This is a genomic window from Variovorax sp. 350MFTsu5.1, from assembly GCF_048302515.1.
GTDB classification, from domain to species: Bacteria; Pseudomonadota; Gammaproteobacteria; order Burkholderiales; family Burkholderiaceae_C; genus Variovorax; species Variovorax guangxiensis.
This window is the reverse complement of sequence record NZ_CP157620.1, coordinates 5,436,126-5,453,617: the sequence shown is the minus strand read 5'-3', so window position 1 is coordinate 5,453,617 and position 17,492 is coordinate 5,436,126. Positions and strand designations below refer to the sequence as shown.

The 17,492-nt window shown below is 67.2% G+C and carries 14 protein-coding genes; 7 read left to right on the top strand and 7 right to left on the bottom strand.

Annotation, left to right across the window (positions count from 1 at the left end; genetic code table 11):
• Positions 1 to 28: 28 nt before the first annotated feature.
• Positions 29 to 973 carry an ABC transporter substrate-binding protein gene (locus ABL843_RS24790; RefSeq protein ID WP_418117668.1) on the bottom strand — a complete coding sequence of 315 codons (945 nt, stop codon included), beginning with the start codon at positions 971 to 973 and terminating at the stop codon, positions 29 to 31.
• Positions 974 to 1,219: 246 nt separating this feature from the next.
• On the opposite strand from ABL843_RS24790, the gene ABL843_RS24785 reads away from it, so the two are divergent.
• Positions 1,220 to 1,690, top strand: a complete 471-nt coding sequence (locus tag ABL843_RS24785) for an Lrp/AsnC family transcriptional regulator (RefSeq protein ID WP_126024693.1) — start codon at positions 1,220 to 1,222, stop codon at positions 1,688 to 1,690.
• Between the two features lie 114 nt (positions 1,691 to 1,804).
• On the opposite strand, the gene ABL843_RS24780 is transcribed toward ABL843_RS24785, so the two are convergent.
• From ABL843_RS24780 to ugpB, 6 genes are all read right to left on the bottom strand, one after another.
• On the bottom strand, positions 1,805 to 4,198 hold the full coding sequence (locus ABL843_RS24780) for a DUF3772 domain-containing protein (RefSeq protein WP_418117667.1): 2,394 nt from the start codon (positions 4,196 to 4,198) through the stop codon (positions 1,805 to 1,807).
• A 51-nt stretch (positions 4,199 to 4,249) separates the two neighbouring features.
• A complete protein-coding gene (ugpQ, locus tag ABL843_RS24775) occupies positions 4,250 to 4,996 on the bottom strand; it encodes a glycerophosphodiester phosphodiesterase (RefSeq protein WP_418117666.1) in 747 nt (248 codons plus the stop codon).
• A 3-nt stretch (positions 4,997 to 4,999) separates the two neighbouring features.
• A complete protein-coding gene (locus ABL843_RS24770) occupies positions 5,000 to 6,007 on the bottom strand; it encodes a sn-glycerol-3-phosphate import ATP-binding protein UgpC (RefSeq protein ID WP_418117665.1) in 1,008 nt (335 codons plus the stop codon).
• Between the two features lie 3 nt (positions 6,008 to 6,010).
• Positions 6,011 to 6,862: a sn-glycerol-3-phosphate ABC transporter permease UgpE gene (gene ugpE, locus ABL843_RS24765; protein ID WP_019656566.1), complete on the bottom strand. Its 852-nt coding sequence runs from the start codon at positions 6,860 to 6,862 to the stop codon at positions 6,011 to 6,013.
• Position 6,863: 1 nt separating this feature from the next.
• The gene (ugpA, locus tag ABL843_RS24760; RefSeq protein WP_019656567.1) at positions 6,864 to 7,745 is read right to left on the bottom strand and encodes a sn-glycerol-3-phosphate ABC transporter permease UgpA; all 882 of its coding nucleotides are present in this window, start codon (positions 7,743 to 7,745) and stop codon (positions 6,864 to 6,866) included.
• Between the two features lie 101 nt (positions 7,746 to 7,846).
• Positions 7,847 to 9,160 (bottom strand): sn-glycerol-3-phosphate ABC transporter substrate-binding protein UgpB, encoded by a 1,314-nt coding sequence (gene ugpB / locus ABL843_RS24755; protein WP_019656568.1) that lies wholly within the window; start codon positions 9,158 to 9,160, stop codon positions 7,847 to 7,849.
• A 276-nt stretch (positions 9,161 to 9,436) separates the two neighbouring features.
• On the opposite strand from ugpB, the gene serA reads away from it, so the two are divergent.
• From serA to ABL843_RS24725, 6 genes are all read left to right on the top strand, one after another.
• A complete protein-coding gene (gene serA, locus ABL843_RS24750; RefSeq protein WP_019656569.1) occupies positions 9,437 to 10,669 on the top strand; it encodes a phosphoglycerate dehydrogenase in 1,233 nt (410 codons plus the stop codon).
• 146 nt (positions 10,670 to 10,815) lie between these two features.
• Positions 10,816 to 14,694 carry a DUF3683 domain-containing protein gene (locus tag ABL843_RS24745; RefSeq protein WP_418117664.1) on the top strand — a complete coding sequence of 1,293 codons (3,879 nt, stop codon included), beginning with the start codon at positions 10,816 to 10,818 and terminating at the stop codon, positions 14,692 to 14,694.
• Positions 14,691 to 15,134 carry an HIT family protein gene (locus ABL843_RS24740; RefSeq protein ID WP_184642553.1) on the top strand — a complete coding sequence of 148 codons (444 nt, stop codon included), beginning with the start codon at positions 14,691 to 14,693 and terminating at the stop codon, positions 15,132 to 15,134. The genes ABL843_RS24745 and ABL843_RS24740 overlap by 4 nt, the downstream gene beginning before the upstream one ends.
• Positions 15,134 to 15,547, top strand: coding sequence for a gamma-butyrobetaine hydroxylase-like domain-containing protein (locus ABL843_RS24735; RefSeq protein ID WP_184642552.1), 414 nt, complete (start codon positions 15,134 to 15,136; stop codon positions 15,545 to 15,547). Before ABL843_RS24740 ends, ABL843_RS24735 begins: the two co-directional genes overlap by 1 nt.
• Before the next feature lie 148 nt (positions 15,548 to 15,695).
• A complete protein-coding gene (gene ubiE, locus ABL843_RS24730; RefSeq protein ID WP_126024703.1) occupies positions 15,696 to 16,427 on the top strand; it encodes a bifunctional demethylmenaquinone methyltransferase/2-methoxy-6-polyprenyl-1,4-benzoquinol methylase UbiE in 732 nt (243 codons plus the stop codon).
• Positions 16,428 to 16,461: 34 nt separating this feature from the next.
• Positions 16,462 to 17,469 (top strand): Tim44 domain-containing protein, encoded by a 1,008-nt coding sequence (locus tag ABL843_RS24725; protein WP_126024704.1) that lies wholly within the window; start codon positions 16,462 to 16,464, stop codon positions 17,467 to 17,469.
• Positions 17,470 to 17,492: the final 23 nt, after the last annotated feature.

Genomic DNA, 17,492 nt, shown 5'->3' with positions numbered 1-17,492 from the left:
GGAAAAGCGGAAAGCCGGCGGCTTCTTCTTACTTCGTGCTCACGACCTTGGCGGTCTTCAGCAGCTCGTCGGACAGCGTCACGCCCTGCAGCTTGGCCGCGCCGGGGTTCACCACCAGCTCGAAGTTGGCGCTGGTCTGCGAGGCGATGGCGCCGGGCTTCTCGCCCTTGAGGATGCGCACCACGACCTTGCCGGTCTGGCGGCCGATGTCGGTGTAGTTCAGGCCCAGTGCGGCCACGGCGCCGCGCTCGACGGTGGCGGTGTCGGCCGCCACCACCGGCAGCTTGCCCTGCTGCGCCACCTTCACGATGCCCTCGAAGGCCGAGACCACGTTGTTGTCGGTGGGCGTGTAGATCACGTCGGCCTTGCCGACCAGGCTCTGCGCGGCGGTCGGCACGTCCACCGTGCGGGCGGCGGCGGCTTCGACCACGGTCATGCCGGCGGCGGAGGCGGCCTTCTTGAGCGAGTCGACGATGGCCACCGAGTTGGCTTCGCCGGGGCTGTAGATCACGCCGATGCGCTTGGCGGCGGGCACCACCTGCTTGATGAGGGCGATGTGCTTTTCCAGCGGCGACAGATCGGACACGCCCGTCACGTTCGTGCCCGTGGGTTCCCAGCTCTTCACCAGCTTGGCCGCGACCGGGTCGGTGACCGCCGAATACACCACCGGGATGCTCTTGGTGGCCGCCACCATGGCCTGCGCCGACGGCGTGGCGATGGCGACGATCGCATCGGGCTGGTCGCCCACGTACTTGCGGGCGATCTGGGCGGCGGTGCCCACGTTGCCCTGCGCGCTCTGGTAGGTGAACTTGAGGTTCTTGCCTTCCTCGTAGCCCGAAGCCTTCAGCTCGGCCTTCACGCCGTCGCGCGCCGCGTCCAGCGCCGGGTGCTCGACGATGGCGGTCACGGCCACCGACTTGGTGTCGGCCGCGAACGAAGGCGCGGCGGCCAGCATGCCGAGGGCCAGGGCCATTGCGCTGAAGGGGGTGCGAAGCAAAGCGTTTTTCACGGGAAAGGGTCTCCGGGTGGGGATTGGGATGCGTCTGAAGCCGCCGGCGGGTGCCGGCGGCGAGGGATTCAACGGCTGGACATCGCGTCGTGCGGTCCGGGCGCCACGGAGTCTAGATCGTACTTTGCACAATTAAGGTGCATGAAAGCCTCGGGCTTACCCCGCTTTGCGCCATAAAATTGCATCGATCTGGTGCATTGGGAGAAGAAATTGCATGACATCGCACTCGACCGGATCGACCGGAAGATTCTCGAGCACCTGCAGGCCCATGGCAGGGCCACCAACCTGGAACTGGCGGAGGCAGCCAATCTCTCGCCCGCCCAGTGCCTGCGGCGCCACCGGCGGCTGGAGGAGCTGGGGCTGATCCACGGCTACGCGGCGCGGCTGAACGCGCGCCACATCGGGCTGGGCGTGACCGCCTTCATCCACGTGACCATGGCGCGCGGCCATGTCGACGAGCTGCCCAAGTTCCAGGACCTGATCGCGGACATGAAGCAGATCCTGGAGTGCTACTCGGTGACGGGCGACTTCGACTACGTGCTCAAGGTCGTCGCGCACGACCTCGAGTCGCTCTCGCAGTTCCTGATGCACACGCTGATGCACATGCCCGGCGTGTCGGCGGTGCGCTCCAGCGTTTGCCTCAACGAGATCAAGTTCACCACGGCGCTGCCGCTGGAGTGAAGGAGGCGGGGGCGGACAGCCGAACGCAGAAGGAGAACCAAAAAAGTTTTCTTCTGCGACCTCTGCGAAACCTTCGCGACTTCTGCGTTCGGCTGTCCGCTCCCGATCTCGCTTTCAACCCGCCCCGCCAGGCGCCGGCGGCGGCGCCGTCATCACCATCGTCGGCACCGCCAGCGGCAGCGAGGCCTTCTTCAGTTCGTCGAGGATGGTGAACAGCAGGTCGCTGCGCACGCCCCCCGCCAGCCGCGGGCTCGCCACGTAGGCGATGGCCTGGAAGATCAGGAGCCCGTTCTCGATGCCCTCCAGCGTGAGCGAAGGCGCGGGCGTCTCCAGCACGCCCTCGTGCGCCTTGCAGGCCGCGAGGATCAGCTCGCGCACGCGCTGCGCGTCGGTGGTCAGCGGCATCGGCAGGCGGATCAGCACCCGGCCCTCGGCGTTGGCCAGCGTCATGTTGCGCACGGTCTTCGTGATGAACTCCGAGTTCGGCACGATCAGCGTCGAGCGGTCGCCCAGCTGGATCTCGGTGGCGCGCACGTTGATGCGCCGCACGTCGCCCTCGGCCGTGCCCAGCACCACCCAGTCGCCCACCTTCACCGGCTGCTCGGCCAGCAGGATCAGCCCCGAGATGAAGTTCTGCACGATGGCCTGCAGGCCGAAGCCGATGCCCACCGACAGCGCGCTGGCCACCCACGCGATGCGCTCGATGCCGATGCCCAGCGCCGACAGCGAGAAGGCGATCACCAGGATGCCGCCCACGTAGCCCAGCAGCGTGGTGATGGAGCTCTGCATGCCCGGCTCGAACTTGGTGTTGGGCAGGTAGCTGCGCGCGAGCCAGCGCTTGAAGATCCGCAGGACAACGAAGCCGATCACCGCAACCGCGACCGCGCTCAAGATCGCGCCCGGCACCAGCTGGAATTCGCCCACCTTCACGCCGGTGCCGAACTTGCCGCTGCGCTGGAACACCTCGCCCGGCCCCGTGCCCAGCGGCGCGGCCAGCGCCACCAGCATGTAGAAGAAGAGCGCCACCCGGCTGAGCGCCGAGAGCACCGTGGCGGCCTGGTCCAGCGTCTGCGGCGCGAGGTTGAAGCTCTTCTGCAGCCGCTGGCCGAAGCCGGCGCGAGACGACACCGTGGCCATGAACACGTCGTCCGCGAACTTGAAGAGCACGTAGAAGGCGGCCGCGACGATGCCGCTCCAGGCCAGCTGCGAGGCCAGGAAGCTCGCGAGCGCCACGTAGCCCAGCGCCACCAGCACCCAGATCGCGATCATCAGCATGCCGATCAGCGCCACCAGCAGGCCGACCCACATCGGCCGCTCGGGCAGGCCGGCTTCGGCCGCGTCGGCGCGCAGCGGCTTCACGAGGTAGAGCACCGAGGCGACCAGCGCCGTCAGCACCAGCGCGGTGAGCACGTGCGTGGCCACCACGGCGGCGAAGCTGGCGTCGATGAGCGCGTTGACCTCGGCCGGCGTCCAGGCCAGCACCGCCACCAGCGCCACCATCCAGGGCAGGGGCGCGAGCCGGCTGGCCATCTCGTCGGGAATGGGCGGCAGCCGCCACGAGGGCCGGCGCGTGGCCAGCAGCCCGCGGCCCAGCCCGATCACGAAGGCCATGAACACCAGCAACTGCGCAGCCGACTGCAGCACCTTGCGCGCCTGCGGCTCCCAGGTGGCGAACTCCTTCAGCATCTCGACGAAGCCGTGCGCCGCCACCGCCACCAGCAGCACGTGGCTGGCGACGATGCCGATCACCAGCACCGAGCGCCGCAGCCGCCCCGCCGGCAGGTAGCGCGCCGCCAGCCAGGCGAGCAGCACCTCCGCGCCCCAGTTGCCGAACAGCGTGAGCAGCAGCGCGCCGACCAGCGCGGCGATCACCGGAAGGCGGGTCCCGGGCTGGGTGGCGGCCACCAGGCCGTCGTTCACCGAGGAGGCCATCGCCTTCAGGCGCTCGAGGTCCTCGGGCCAGGCCTCGCGCAGGTCGCTCCAGAACTCGGTGGTCAGCGGCGAGGCCGCGCGCTCGGTGAGCTGCGCCTCGAACAGCGCCCGCCGCTGCGTGACCAGCTCGGTGCCGCGCTGCCGCACGTCGACCGACAGCAGGCGCGCGAGGCGGATGTCGGCATCCAGTGCGTTGCGCTCCTTCGTTAGGCTCGCACGCTGGCGGGTGATGTCCGGGTCTTCGGTGGTGCCGGCGGCGGGCGGATTGCCGAGCTCGCCGAGCTTGGCGTTCAGATCGGCCAGATCGCCGGTGCGCGCGGCGACGAACTTGTCGGCCTGCACGCCGATGTCGTTGATCTGGGCGAGCAGCTTGCGCGCGTCGTCGTCCGTCTCGGCGGCGTTGCTGAGCTTGGTGAACTGCGCGCGCAGCTCGGCGATCGTGGGGGCAGGGGCTGCGGCGGCCGCGGCGGCGCTGTTGGCGTTGTTTCCGTTGCCGGCGTCCGGTTGCGCCTGCGCACCGCCGCAGATGAACAGGGCCGCGAGGCAGAAGCTCGCGAAGCGTTGGGTCCAACTCATGGCCGCATCATAGAAGCCGCCATTTCGTAAGGACTGGTAAGAATCTCCGCGTCAGGCGGCTGGAGGAAAGAGATCGACCCTGTCGGTGATGATGCCGTCGGTGCCGAGCTCGATCAGCCGCTGCGCGGCCCAGTCGTCGTTCACCGTGTAGCTCAGCGCGCGCATGCCCGCCTCGTGCACCAGCGCCACCACGGTGGCCTCCCACAGCGCGTGGTTGCAGACGATGGCGACACAGCCGAGCTGTCTGGCTGCCTCGAGCCAGCCATCCCAGAGCTTGTCGAGCAGCAGGCCGCGCGGCAGCCCGGGCTGCACCGCCTGGGCGCCCTTGAGCGATTCGACCTGGAAGGAGGTGAGCAGCGGCGGCACGGCGGCTCCCTTCCAGAGGCGGGCGGCCTCACGGGCGACCACTTCGCCTGTCTCGCGCTCGGTGCCGGGCGTGGGCTTGATCTCGATATTGAGCAGATGGCCGTTGGCGAGGCAGAAGCGCGCCAGGTTCTCCAGCGTGGGCAGCGGCTCGCCCGCGTAGGCGCGCGAATGCCAGCCACCCGCGTCGAGCTGCGCCAGCGCGCTCCAGGGCTGCGCGCCGCCGGTGCCGTGGCCGCTGGTGGTGCGGTCGAGCGTGGCGTCGTGCATCAGGAAGACCACGCCATCGGCGCTGAGTTTGGCGTCGCACTCGAACATGCGATAGCCGTGCGAGGCGCCGAGGCGGAACGCGGCCAGCGTGTTCTCGGGAGCGAGCTTGCCGGCGCCGCGGTGGGCGACCCAGCGGGGGTAGGGCCAGGGATTCAGCTCGGCCATCGATCAGTCCGCGCGCTTGCCGGAGCCGGCGTCGAACCAGTGCAGCTTTTCTTCGCGTGCCGCGATCTTCACTGTGTCGCCCGCGACCGGCGGATGGTCGGCCTCGTCGGTGCGCATGATGATCTGCTCGTCGCCGATGCGGCCGTACACCAGCCGCTCGGCGCCCAGCAGTTCGACCTGCTCGACCTGCACCGACCAGCCGCTCTCGTCGAGCTTCAGGTGCTCGGGGCGGATGCCCAGGATCTGGCCCGGGCGCACGCCGGGCGCGTGCTTCAGCAGGTTCATCGGCGGCGAGCCGATGAAGCTCGCGACGAAGGTGGTGGCGGGGCGCGAGTACACCTCCTCGGGGGTGGCGAACTGGTCCATCACGCCGCCGTTCATCACGATGATGCGTTGGGCCAGCGTCATGGCCTCGACCTGGTCGTGCGTGACGAACAGCGAGGTGATGCCGAGCTCGCGGTGCAGCTTCTGGATCTCGAGGCGGGTCTGCGCCCGCAGCTTGGCGTCGAGGTTCGACAGCGGCTCGTCGAACAGGAACACCTGCGGCTGGCGCACGATGGCGCGGCCCATGGCCACGCGCTGGCGCTGGCCGCCGGACAGCTCGCGCGGCTTGCGCTCCAGCAGGTGGCCCAGCTCGAGGATCTTCGCGGCCTTGTCGACGCGCGTCTTGATCTCGGCCGGCGGGACCTTCGCGATCTTCAGGCCGTAGGCCATGTTCGCGAACACGCTCATGTGCGGATACAGCGCGTAGTTCTGGAACACCATGGCGATGTCGCGCTCGGCGGGCTCCAGGTTGTTCACCACCTTGTTGCCGATGGCGATCTCGCCGGCGGAGATTTCCTCCAGGCCGGCCACCATGCGCAGCAGCGTGGACTTGCCGCAGCCCGAGGGCCCGACGATGACGATGAACTCGTGGTCGGCGATCTCGGCGCTCACGCCGTGGATGACCTGGTTCGCCTTGGGCCCGTGGCCGTAGCGCTTGATGACGTTGCGTAGGGAGAGGGAAGCCATAACTTATTTTTCAGTGTCCACGAGGCCTTTGACGAACCACTTCTGCATGAGGACCACCACCAGGGCCGGCGGCAGCATCGCGAGGATGGCGGTCGCCATCACCACGTTCCATTCGTTCTGGCCGTCGCCGCCGGCGATCAGCCGCTTGATGCCGACCACGATCGGGTACATGTCCTCGTTGGTGACCGCCAGCAGCGGCCAGAGGTACTGGTTCCAGCCGTAGATGAACTGGATCACGAAGAGCGCCGCGATGCTGGTCTTCGACAGCGGCAGCAGCACGTCGAAGAAGAAGCGCATCGGGCTCGCGCCGTCCATGCGCGAGGCCTCGGTGAGTTCCTCGGGCACCGTCAGGAAGAACTGCCGGAACAGGAAGGTGGCGGTGGCCGAGGCGATCAGCGGCACCGTCAGGCCCGCGTAGCTGTTGAGCATGCTCAGGTCCGACAGCACCTTGTAGGTGGGCAGGATGCGCACCTCCACCGGCAGCATCAGCGTGACGAAGATCGCCCAGAAGCAGATCTTCTTGAACGGGAAGCGGAAGTAGACGATGGCGAAGGCCGACAGCAGCGAAATGGCGATCTTGCCGACGGCGATGACCAGCGCCGTCACCAGGCTCACCCACATCATGTGCGCCACCGGGGCGTTGGAGCCTGCGCTGCTCGCGCGGCCGAAGAGCGCGCCCTTGTAGCTCTCCAGCATGTGCGAGCCTGGCAGCAGCGGCATCGGCCGCTGCACGATTTCCTGCGCGGTATGCGTGGACGCCACGAAGGCGAGGTAGATGGGGAAGGCGACGATCAGGACGCCGAGGATCATCACTACGTGGGCCAGGATGCCCTGGGTGCTTCTTCTTTCAACCATGTCAGTACTGCACCTTCTTTTCGACGTAGCGGAATTGCACGATGGTCAGCGCGATCACGATCACCATCAGCACCACCGACTGCGCGGCCGAGCCGCCCAGGTCCAGGGCCTTGAAGCCGTCGTGGTAGACCTTGTAGACGAGGATCTCCGTGTCCTTGCCCGGGCCGCCCTCGGTGGCGGCGTGCACGATGGCGAAGGTGTCGAAGAACGCGTAGACCACGTTCATCACCAGCAGGAAGAAGGTGGTGGGCGACAGCAGCGGGAACTGCACCGTCCAGAAGCGCCGCCACGGGCGTGCGCCGTCGATGGCGGCAGCCTCGATCAGCGACTTCGGGATGGACTGCAGCCCGGCCAGGAAGAACAGGAAGTTGTAGGAGATCTGCTTCCACACGGCGGCCATCACGATCAGCGTCATGGCGTGCTTCGAGTTGAGCAGGTGGTTCCAGTCGATGCCGATCTTGCCCAGCGCATAGGCGACCACGCCCAGCGACGGGGAGAACATGAAGACCCACAGCACGGCGGCTACCGCGGGCGCCACGGCGTACGGCAGGATCAGCATGGTCTTGTAGAACATGCCGCCGCGCACGATGCGGTCGGCGAACACCGCCAGCGTCAGCGACAGCGTCAGTCCGATGCTGGCCACCAGCACCGAGAAGATGGCGGTGGTCTTGAACGACTCGGCATAGGCCGGGTCCTCGAAGAGGTCCTTGAAGTTCTGCAGGCCGACGAAATCGACCGAGGTGCCGAAGGCGTCCTGCTGCTGGAGCGACTGCAGCAGGGCCTGCCCCGCCGGCCAGAAGAAAAACACGAATATCACCGCCATCTGCGGTGCGAGCAGCAGCCACGGCAGCCAGCCCGAACGAAAGAAAACGCGTTTTTCCATGAACCCTCTACGTAAAAAATCCCGCCGCGCCCGCTCTTTCGCAAGAGCCGACGGGGGCGGGCGATATTAGCCGGACACGGACGCCGTCCGGCGGCCGGGCGTCAGCTCTTGTTGGCCTTCTGGAAGCGTTCGAGCTGCTCGTTGCCGCGGGTCACGATGGCGTCGAGGGCTTCCTTGGCGGTCTTCTTGCCGTTCCAGACCTGTTCGAGCTCTTCGTCCTCGATGGCGCGGATCTGCACGTAGTTGCCCAGGCGGATGCCGCGGCTCTTGTCGGTGACCTTGCGGATCATCTGCGTCACGGCCACGTCGGTGCCGGGGTTCTGCTTGTAGAAGCCGGAATCCTCGGTGAGTTTGTACGAGGCCGTGGTCACGGGCAGGTAGCCCGTGCGCTTGTGGCTGGCGGACTGCACTTCAGGCGTGGAGATGAAGCTGAAGAACTTGGCCACGCCCTTGTATTCGGCCGGCTTCTTGCCCGACATGACCCACAGGCTGGCGCCGCCGATCACGGTGTTCTGCGGTGCGCCCGGCACGTCCGGGTAGTAGGGCAGGGGAGCCAGGCCGTAGGCGAACTTGGCGTTCTTGGCCACGTTGCCGTAGAAGCCCGAGGAGGTGTTGATCATGGCGCACTCGCCCGACACGAACGAAGCCTCGGGCACGTTGCCGCGGCCCTTGTAGACGAAGAGGCCCTGCTTGGCCATGCTCGCCAGGTTCTCGATGTGGCGCAGGTGCAGCGGCGAATTGACCTTCAGGCGCGCGTCCAGGCCCGACAGGCCGTTGTTCTTGGACGCGAACTCGACGTTGTGCCAGGCCGAGAAGCTCTCGACCTGTGTCCAGTTCTGCCATGCCGTGGTGAACGGGCACTTGTGGCCGCTGGCCTTGAGCTTGGCGGCGGCGGCGACCACTTCGGGCCAGGTGGCGGGCGCCTTGTCGGTGGGCAGGCCGGCGGCCTTGAAGGCGTCCTTGTTGAAATAGAAGATGGTGGTCGAGCTGTTGAACGGGAAGCTCAGCATCTGGCCGTTGGGGGCGGTGTAGTAGCCGGCCACGGCGGGGATGTAGGCGGCCGGGTCGAATTTCTCGCCCGCGTCCTTCATGACCTGGCCCACCGGGACGATCGCACCCTTGCTGGCCATCATGGTGGCGGTGCCCACCTCGAACACCTGCAGGATGTGGGGGGCGTTGCCGGCGCGGAAGGCCGCGATGGAGGCCGTCATCGATTCGTCGTAGGTGCCCTTGAAGGTCGGGACGACCTTGTATTCCTTCTGGCTCTCGTTGAACTGCTTCGCCAGGTCGTTGACCCACTCGTTGTTGACGGCAGTCATGGAATGCCACCACTGGATCTCGATCTGGGCGTGCGCCACGTTGAAAAGCGTGGTGGCGGCCAGCGCCGATGCCAGCGCGAGCGTCTTGAATCGCATGAAGACTCCTGAAGGGAAAAATGGAAAGCGCGGATGCTAGGGCATGTGCATGACACAGCCGCGTCACATTGGCGCACGGGGGGCGGGTTTCTTCCAATCGGGGAAACCCCTTTGGGCCCTTGGGCCGCTCCTTGCCTTCCCTCGCGGATTTGGCCCTGTTCGCATCAGGCCCGGCACGGGTCGCTGCCCTTCTTGCTGCGCCGCACCATGCTAGCATCGCCCTCCCTTTTTTCGGCCTAGCCTGTCGCCGTGGCCGGGGCTTCGAAGAGAACCTCCATGAGCAGCAAAACCTCCCTCGACAAAAGCAGGATCAAGTTCCTCTTGCTCGAAGGCATCCATCCCTCGGCCGTGGAGGTGCTGCGCGCCGCCGGCTACACCAACGTGGAGTCGCTGCCCGGTGCGCTGCCCGATGCCGAGCTGAAGGAAAAGATCGCCGACGTGCATTTCCTGGGCATCCGCTCGCGCACCCAGCTCACCGCCGAGGTGTTCGCTGCGGCGCACAAGCTGGTGGCGGCAGGCTGCTTCTGCATCGGCACCAACCAGGTCGACCTCGAAGCCGCCCGCGAGCATGGCGTGGCGGTGTTCAACGCACCGTACTCCAACACCCGCTCGGTGGCCGAGCTGGTGCTTGCCGAAGCCATCCTGCTGCTGCGCGGCGTGCCCGAGAAGAGCGCGGTGGCTCACCGCGGCGGCTGGCTCAAGTCGGCCGACAACGCCTACGAGATCCGCGGCAAGACGCTGGGCATCGTGGGCTACGGCTCGATCGGCGCGCAGCTGTCGGTGCTGGCCGAGGCGCTGGGCATGCACGTGGCCTTCTACGACGTGGTCACCAAGCTGCCGCTGGGCAATGCGCGCCAGGTGCGCGACCTGCACCAGCTGCTGGCCCAGAGCGACATCGTCACGCTGCACGTGCCCGAGACCCAGGCCACCCAGTGGATGATCGGCGCGGCCGAGATCGCGGCGATGAAGCCCGGCGCCATCCTCATCAATGCCTCGCGCGGCACGGTGGTCGAGATCGAGCCGCTGGCCGAGGCCCTGAAGGCCCGCAAGCTGCTGGGCGCCGCCATCGACGTGTTCCCGGTGGAGCCGCGCAGCAACAAGGACGAGTTCCAGTCGCCCCTGCGCGGCCTGGACAACGTGATCCTCACCCCCCACATCGGCGGCTCGACCATGGAGGCGCAGGCCAACATCGGCCTGGAAGTGGCGGAAAAGCTGGTCAAGTACAGCGACAACGGCACCTCGACCTCGTCGGTCAACTTCCCCGAGGTGGCGCTGCCGGCGCACCCGGGCAAGCACCGCCTGCTGCACGTGCACCGCAACGTGCCGGGCGTGCTGTCGGAGATCAACAAGATCTTCTCGGACAACCACATCAACATCTCCTCGCAGTTCCTGCAGACCAACGAGAAGATCGGCTACGTGGTGATGGACATCGACGCCGCCTCGTCCGACCTGGCGCTGGAGAAGCTGGCGAAGGTGGGCGGGACGATCCGCAGTCGCGTGCTGTTCTGACCCGGCCTCCGGGGGGAGGTGATTGCCCCGGAAGCGGCGCCTACCACAAGGCCGCAAGCACGGTCACGAGGCAAGACCCCGAGCGCTGCAATAAAATCCCCAGCCCGGCTATGGGCGCGCAGCGCCCGGCCGAGGCGCCCCACCCGATGAATGCTCCGACCGCGTTGAATACGCTATTGGCACAGGCCGCAGAGCCTGTCCGACTGCGCGAGATCCCGTACAACTACACCAGCTTCTCCGATCGCGAGATCGTGATTCGCCTGCTGGGCGAACGCGGCTGGGAACTGCTTCAGACCTTGCGTGCCGAGCGCCGCACCGGCCGATCGGCGCGCATGCTCTACGAGGTTCTGGGCGACATCTGGGTGGTCCAGCGCAACCCCTACCTGGTCGACGACCTGCTCGACAACCCGCGCCGCCGCGGCCAGCTGGTCGATGCCCTGAGGCACCGCCTGGCCGAGGTCCAGAAGCGCCGCACCCCCGACAGCGACCTGCCGCGCGACCAGCTGGTGGGCGAGCTCACGGCCCTCGTGGGCGAGGCGGTGGCCGCCTTCGACACCAAGTTCCGCGACGTCGCCGCCCTGCGCCGCAAGGCCACCCGCGTGCTGGGCCGGCTCACCGCCAAGGACAACATCAAGTTCGACGGCCTTTCGCGCGTCGCCCACGTCACCGACGCCACTGACTGGCGCGTGGAGTACCCCTTCGTGGTGCTGTGCCCCGACACCGAGGCCGAGATGGCGCTGCTGGTGAAGGGCTGCATCGAGCTGGGCCTGACCATCATCCCGCGCGGAGGCGGCACCGGCTACACCGGCGGCGCCATTCCGCTGACCTGGAACAGCGTCGTCATCAACACCGAGAAGCTGGAGGCGATGACCGAGGTCGAGCACGTCTCGCTGCCCGGACTGGCCGACCCGGTGCCCACCATCTGGACCGAAGCCGGCGTGGTCACCCAGCGCGTGGCCGACGCGGCCGAGCGCGCGGGCTTCGTCTTCGCGGTCGACCCGACCTCGGCCGAGGCCTCGTGCGTGGGCGGCAACGTCGCCATGAACGCGGGCGGCAAGAAAGCCGTGCTCTGGGGCACGGCGCTCGACAACCTGGCTTCGTGGCGCATGGTCACGCCGCAGGCCGAATGGCTCGAGGTCACGCGCATCGGCCACAACCTCGGCAAGATCCACGACGTCGACAGCGCCGTGTTCGAGCTGCAGTACTACGCCGCCGACGGCAGGACGAAGCTGCGCAACGAACGCCTCGAAATTCCGGGCCGCACCTTCCGCAAAGAGGGCCTGGGCAAGGACGTGACCGACAAGTTCCTCTCGGGCCTGCCGGGCATCCAGAAGGAGGGCTGCGACGGCCTCATCACCAGCTGCCGCTGGGTGGTGCACCGCATGCCGGCTCACACGCGCACCGTGTGCCTGGAATTCTTCGGCAACGCCAAGGATGCGGTGCCCAGCATCGTCGAGATCAAGGACTTCATGTTCGCCGAGCAGAAGCGCTCGGGCGTGCTGCTGGCCGGCCTCGAACACCTGGACGACCGCTACCTCAAGGCCGTGGGCTACGCCACCAAGTCGAAGACGCACGGCGGGCTGCCCAAGATGGTGCTGTTCGGCGACATCGCGGGCGACGACGCCGACGCGGTGGCGCGCGTCACCTCCGAGGTTGTGCGCATTGCCAACTCGCGCAGCGGCGAAGGCTTCATCGCCATCAGCCCCGAGGCGCGCAAGAAGTTCTGGCTCGACCGCAAGCGCACGGCGGCCATCAGCCGCCACACCAACGCCTTCAAGATCAACGAAGACGTGGTGATCCCGCTGCCGCGCATGGCCGAGTACAGCGACGGCATCGAGCGCATCAACATCGAGCTGTCGCTGCAGAACAAGCTCGCGCTCACCGACGAGCTCGAAGCCTTCCTCACGCGCGGCAACCTGCCGCTGGGCAAGACCGACGACGCGCACGAGATTCCCGCGGCCGAGCTGCTGGAAGACCGCGTCGCGCAGGCCGTGGCGCTGGTGCAGGAAACGCGCGCGCTGTGGGCCGGCTGGCTGCAGAACGTCGACGCGCTCTTCCCGCAGCTGCAGGACCACTCGCTGCGCGCGAGCTGGAAGACCCAGCTGCGCCAGCCGCTGCAGGCCATCTTCACGGGCGCGGAGTTCGCGCCGATCCTGGCGGAGTGCACCGCCATTCACAAGCGCGTGCTCAAGGGCCGCGTGTGGGTCGCGCTGCACATGCACGCGGGCGACGGCAACGTGCACACCAACATCCCCGTCAACAGCGACAACTACGACATGCTGCAGACCGCGCATGCCGCGGTGGTGCGCATCATGGCGCTGGCGCGCAGCCTCGATGGCGTGATCTCGGGCGAGCACGGCATCGGCATCACCAAGCTCGAGTTTCTGAGCGACGACGAGCTGCGCCCCTTCACCGAGTACAAGGCCAAGGTCGACCCCGAAGGCCGCTTCAACAAGGGCAAGCTGCTGCGCGCGCCCGCGGGCAAGCCCGAGACGCTGCACGCCGACCTGACCAACGCCTACACGCCGAGCTTCGGCCTCATGGGGCACGAGTCGCTCATCATGCAGCAGAGCGACATCGGCGACATCGCCAACAGCGTGAAGGACTGCCTGCGCTGCGGCAAGTGCAAGCCCGTGTGCGCCACGCACGTGCCGCGCGCCAACCTGCTGTACAGCCCGCGCAACAAGATCCTCGCGACCTCGCTGCTGGTGGAGGCCTTCCTCTACGAAGAGCAGACCCGGCGCGGCGTGAGCATCAAGCACTGGGAGGAGTTCGAGGACGTGGCCGACCACTGCACCGTGTGCCACAAGTGCCTCACGCCCTGCCCGGTGAAGATCGACTTCGGCGACGTGTCGATGAACATGCGCAACCTGCTGCGCAAGATGGGCCAGAAGAGCTTCCGCCCCGGCAATGCGGCAGCGATGTTCTTCCTGAACGCGACCAATCCGCAGACCATCAAGGCGGTGCGCGCGGGCATGGTGGGCGTGGGCTTCAAGGCGCAGCGCCTGGCCAACGACCTGCTGCGCGGCCTCGCGAAGAAGCAGACCTCCGCGCCGCCGGCGTCGCTCGGGCCGGCCCCGGTCAAGGAGCAGGTGATCCACTTCATCAACAAGAAGATGCCGGGCAACCTGCCGAAGAAGACGGCGCGCGCGCTGCTCGACATCGAGGATGCGGACTACGTGCCGATCATCCGCAACCCGAAGGCGACCACCTCCGAGACCGAGGCGGTCTTCTACTTCCCGGGCTGCGGATCGGAGCGGCTGTTCTCGCAGGTCGGTCTGGCCACGCAGGCCATGCTCTGGCATGCGGGCGTGCAGACCGTGCTGCCGCCGGGCTACCTGTGCTGCGGCTATCCGCAGCGCGGCAGCGGCCAGTTCGACAAGGCCGAGAAGATGATCACGGACAACCGCGTGCTCTTCCACCGTGTGGCCAACACGCTCAACTACCTCGACATCAAGACGGTGGTGGTGAGCTGCGGCACCTGCTACGACCAGTTGCAGGGCTACCAGTTCGACAAGATCTTCCCGGGCTGCCGCATCGTCGACATCCACGAGTACCTGCTCGAAAAGGGCATCACGCTCGCCGATGCGGCAGGCGGCGGCTACCTCTACCACGACCCCTGCCACTCGCCGATGAAGCAGCAGGACCCGATGAAGACGGTGAAGGCGCTGGTGGGCGACAACGTGCTCAAGAACGACCGCTGCTGCGGCGAGTCGGGCACGCTGGGCGTGTCGCGGCCCGACATCTCCACGCAGATCCGCTTCCGCAAGGAGCAGGAGCTGAAGAAGGGCGAAGCCGCGCTGCGCGAAGCCGGCAAGGTCGGCGAGAAGGAGAACGTGAAGATCCTCACCAGCTGCCCGAGCTGCCTGCAGGGCCTCTCGCGCTACGGCAACGACCTGAACAACGGCCTGCTCGAAGCCGACTACATCGTGGTCGAGATGGCCAACAAGATCCTCGGCGAAGACTGGATGCCGAACTACGTGGAAGCCGCCAATCAGGGCGGCATCGAGCGGGTGCTGGTGTGACGTCGAAGGTGCAGGGCTGCGTGCTGTGCGAGGGCCCGGGCGGGCGCCTCGTGTTCGAGGGCGCGAAGCTGCGCGTGATCCATGCCGAGGAGGCGGGCTTCCCGGCCTTCTATCGCGTGGTGTGGCGCGAGCACGCGCCGGAGTTCTCCGATCTCGACGCGGCCGACCGTGCCCTGTGCATGGAAGCGGTGACAGTGGTCGAGCAGTGCCTGCGCGAGCATCTGAAGCCGGCGAAGATCAATCTCGCCGCGCTCGGCAACATGGTCGCGCACCTGCACTGGCACGTGATCGCGCGCTTCCCGAACGACAGCCACTTCCCCGGCTCGGTGTGGGCGCCCGTGCAGCGCGAGCGAGATGCGGCGCTGGAGGCGGACATCGCCGCGCACCTGCCTGCCGTCGAGGCTGCGATGATCGAGCGATTGGGCAACAGGAGCTTCTGATGGCAGGCTTGAAACCGGGCGCACCGACGCCGCAGTCGATCACCGTGCACGGGCAGTCGCGCGTGCTCGAAGTCGGCTTCTCCGACGGCGCGACCTTCCGCATTCCCTTCGAGCTGATGCGCATCTACTCGCCCTCGGCAGAAGTGCAGGGCCATGGTCCCGGACAGGAAGTGCTGCAGACGGGCAAGCGCGACGTCGAGCTCGTCGAGCTCGAGGCGGTGGGCAACTACGCGGTGCAGCCGACCTTCAGCGACGGCCACAACACGGGCATCTACTCCTGGGACCTGCTCTACGAACTGGGCGAGAAGCAGGCCGAGCTGTGGGCTGCCTATGAGCGCCGGCTGGCCGAGGCGGGTGTCGACCGCGACGCGCCGATGATCGAGAAGGGCGGCCACGCCTGCGGCAGCCACTGAGGCCTTCGAGGCAGCGAAAGAATCCGCCGCTGCTATTGAAAAGATAGCCCTACGCCCAGAAAGGGCGGGGCTGAAAAAGCAACAAATGTCCGCCGTGGTCGCGGGGTCGTCGACTTGATGTGAAGGCTTCCGGCCTAACATCGGTCGCATGAGTACCACACACTTCGGCTTCGAAACGGTCGACGAAAGCGAGAAGGCCCGCCGCGTTCGCGGTGTCTTCGATTCGGTCGCATCGCGCTACGACATCATGAACGACCTGATGTCGGCAGGCCTGCACCGCGCCTGGAAGGCGTACACCGTCATGGTCGCGAACGTGGGCGAAGGCTCGCGCGTCCTCGACATCGCGGGCGGCACCGGCGACCTCGCGCTGGCCTTCGCGAAGAAGGTCGGCGCCAGCGGCCAGGTGGTCCACACCGACATCAACGAAGCCATGCTGCGCACCGGCCGCGACCGGCTGCTCGACGCCGGCGTGGTGCTGCCCACCATGGTCTGCGACGCGGAGAAGCTGCCCTTTCCGGACAACCACTTCGACGTGGTCACCGTGGCCTTCGGCCTGCGCAACATGACGCACAAGGACGCCGCGCTCAAGGAGATGAACCGCGTGCTCAAGCCGCGCGGCAAGCTGCTGGTGCTCGAGTTCTCGAAGGTCGCGAAGCCGCTCGCGAAGGCCTACGACTGGTACTCCTTCAACGTGCTGCCGAGGCTCGGCAAGCTCGTGGCTGGCGACGATGCGAGCTATCGCTATCTCGCCGAATCCATCCGGATGCACCCCTCGCAAGAGGAGCTCAAGACCCTCATGAAAGAGGGCGGTTTCGGACATGTGGACTATCACAACATGACTGGGGGAATCGCTGCCCTCCATGTTGGAATCAAGTGTTGAAAAGCGGATCTTTCGCTCGAGAGGAGACGACGATATGAAGAGTTTGGGTTCTTTGTTCCTGGCAGCCGCGCTGGTCCTGGTCAGTGTCCAGGCCGAGGCTGCGCGCATCGGTGGCGGCAAGTCGATGGGTCGCCAGTCGTCCAACGTGACGCAGCGCGAGTCCGCAGCGCCTTCGGCACCCGCGCAGCAGAACGCGACCAACGCGGCAGCGGCCAAGCCCGCAACGCCCGCGCCCGCGGCAGCTGCACCGAAGCGTCCCTGGGGCGCGATGCTCGGCGGCCTGGCCGCCGGCCTGGGCCTCGCATGGCTCGCCAATTCGCTGGGCCTCGGCGCCGGCTTCGCCAACATCCTGCTGATCGGCCTGCTGGTGCTGGCAGGCGTGGTGGTGTGGCGCATGATCAAGTCGCGCTCGCAGCCCGTTGCCAATCGCCAGGGCGGCTTCGCCTTCCAGGGCGCCGGTGCCAGCCCGAGCAACGCGAGCGCTCCGGCGCAGTACAGCCCCAACAACGTGGGCAACGACGCATCGGCGCGTCCCTGGGAGCGCAACAACGCTGCCTTCGATGCCACGCCGCACGGCAGCAGCCTTTCGGCGGCTGGCGCAGCGGCAGGCGGCAGCATGATCGGCTCGGCACTCGGCGGTTCGCAGTCGTGGGGCATTCCCGCCGGCTTCGACGTCGACGGCTTCCTCGGCGCTGCAAAGCGCAACTTCGTGACCCTGCAGGACGCGTGGGACCGCGCCGACGTGTCGACGCTGCGTTCGATGATGACCGACGGCATGGTCGACGAAATCCGTTCCCAGCTGGCCGACCGCGCCAGCCACACCGGTGGTGCCTCCAACAAGACCGAAGTCGTGATGCTCGACGCCAAGCTGCTCGGCATCGAGGAGCTGCCAGACGCCTACATGGCCAGCGTGGAGTTCTCCGGCATGATCCGCGAAGACGCCTCGGCCGGCCCGGGCCCGTTCCGCGAAGTGTGGAACATGACCAAGCCGGTCAGCGGCAACAGTGGCTGGCTGGTCGCGGGCGTACAGGCACTGCAGTAATAAAAAGCTGAAAAGCGGCCCTC

What these genes read in the sequence shown, in the direction of transcription:
- ugpA (WP_019656567.1), bottom strand. Translation starts at nt 7,745, where the DNA reads ATGGAAAAACGCGTTTTCTTTCGTTCGGGCTGGCTGCCGTGGCTGCTG.
- ugpE (WP_019656566.1), bottom strand. Translation starts at nt 6,862, where the DNA reads ATGGTTGAAAGAAGAAGCACCCAGGGCATCCTGGCCCACGTAGTGATG.
- ABL843_RS24790 (WP_418117668.1), bottom strand. Translation starts at nt 973, where the DNA reads ATGGCCCTGGCCCTCGGCATGCTGGCCGCCGCGCCTTCGTTCGCGGCC.
- ABL843_RS24780 (WP_418117667.1), bottom strand. Translation starts at nt 4,198, where the DNA reads ATGAGTTGGACCCAACGCTTCGCGAGCTTCTGCCTCGCGGCCCTGTTC.
- ugpB (WP_019656568.1), bottom strand. Translation starts at nt 9,160, where the DNA reads ATGCGATTCAAGACGCTCGCGCTGGCATCGGCGCTGGCCGCCACCACG.
- serA (WP_019656569.1), top strand. Translation starts at nt 9,437, where the DNA reads ATGAGCAGCAAAACCTCCCTCGACAAAAGCAGGATCAAGTTCCTCTTG.
- ABL843_RS24735 (WP_184642552.1), top strand. Translation starts at nt 15,134, where the DNA reads ATGGCAGGCTTGAAACCGGGCGCACCGACGCCGCAGTCGATCACCGTG.
- ABL843_RS24725 (WP_126024704.1), top strand. Translation starts at nt 16,462, where the DNA reads ATGAAGAGTTTGGGTTCTTTGTTCCTGGCAGCCGCGCTGGTCCTGGTC.
- ugpQ (WP_418117666.1), bottom strand. Translation starts at nt 4,996, where the DNA reads ATGGCCGAGCTGAATCCCTGGCCCTACCCCCGCTGGGTCGCCCACCGC.
- ABL843_RS24745 (WP_418117664.1), top strand. Translation starts at nt 10,816, where the DNA reads ATGAATGCTCCGACCGCGTTGAATACGCTATTGGCACAGGCCGCAGAG.
- ubiE (WP_126024703.1), top strand. Translation starts at nt 15,696, where the DNA reads ATGAGTACCACACACTTCGGCTTCGAAACGGTCGACGAAAGCGAGAAG.
- ABL843_RS24770 (WP_418117665.1), bottom strand. Translation starts at nt 6,007, where the DNA reads ATGGCTTCCCTCTCCCTACGCAACGTCATCAAGCGCTACGGCCACGGG.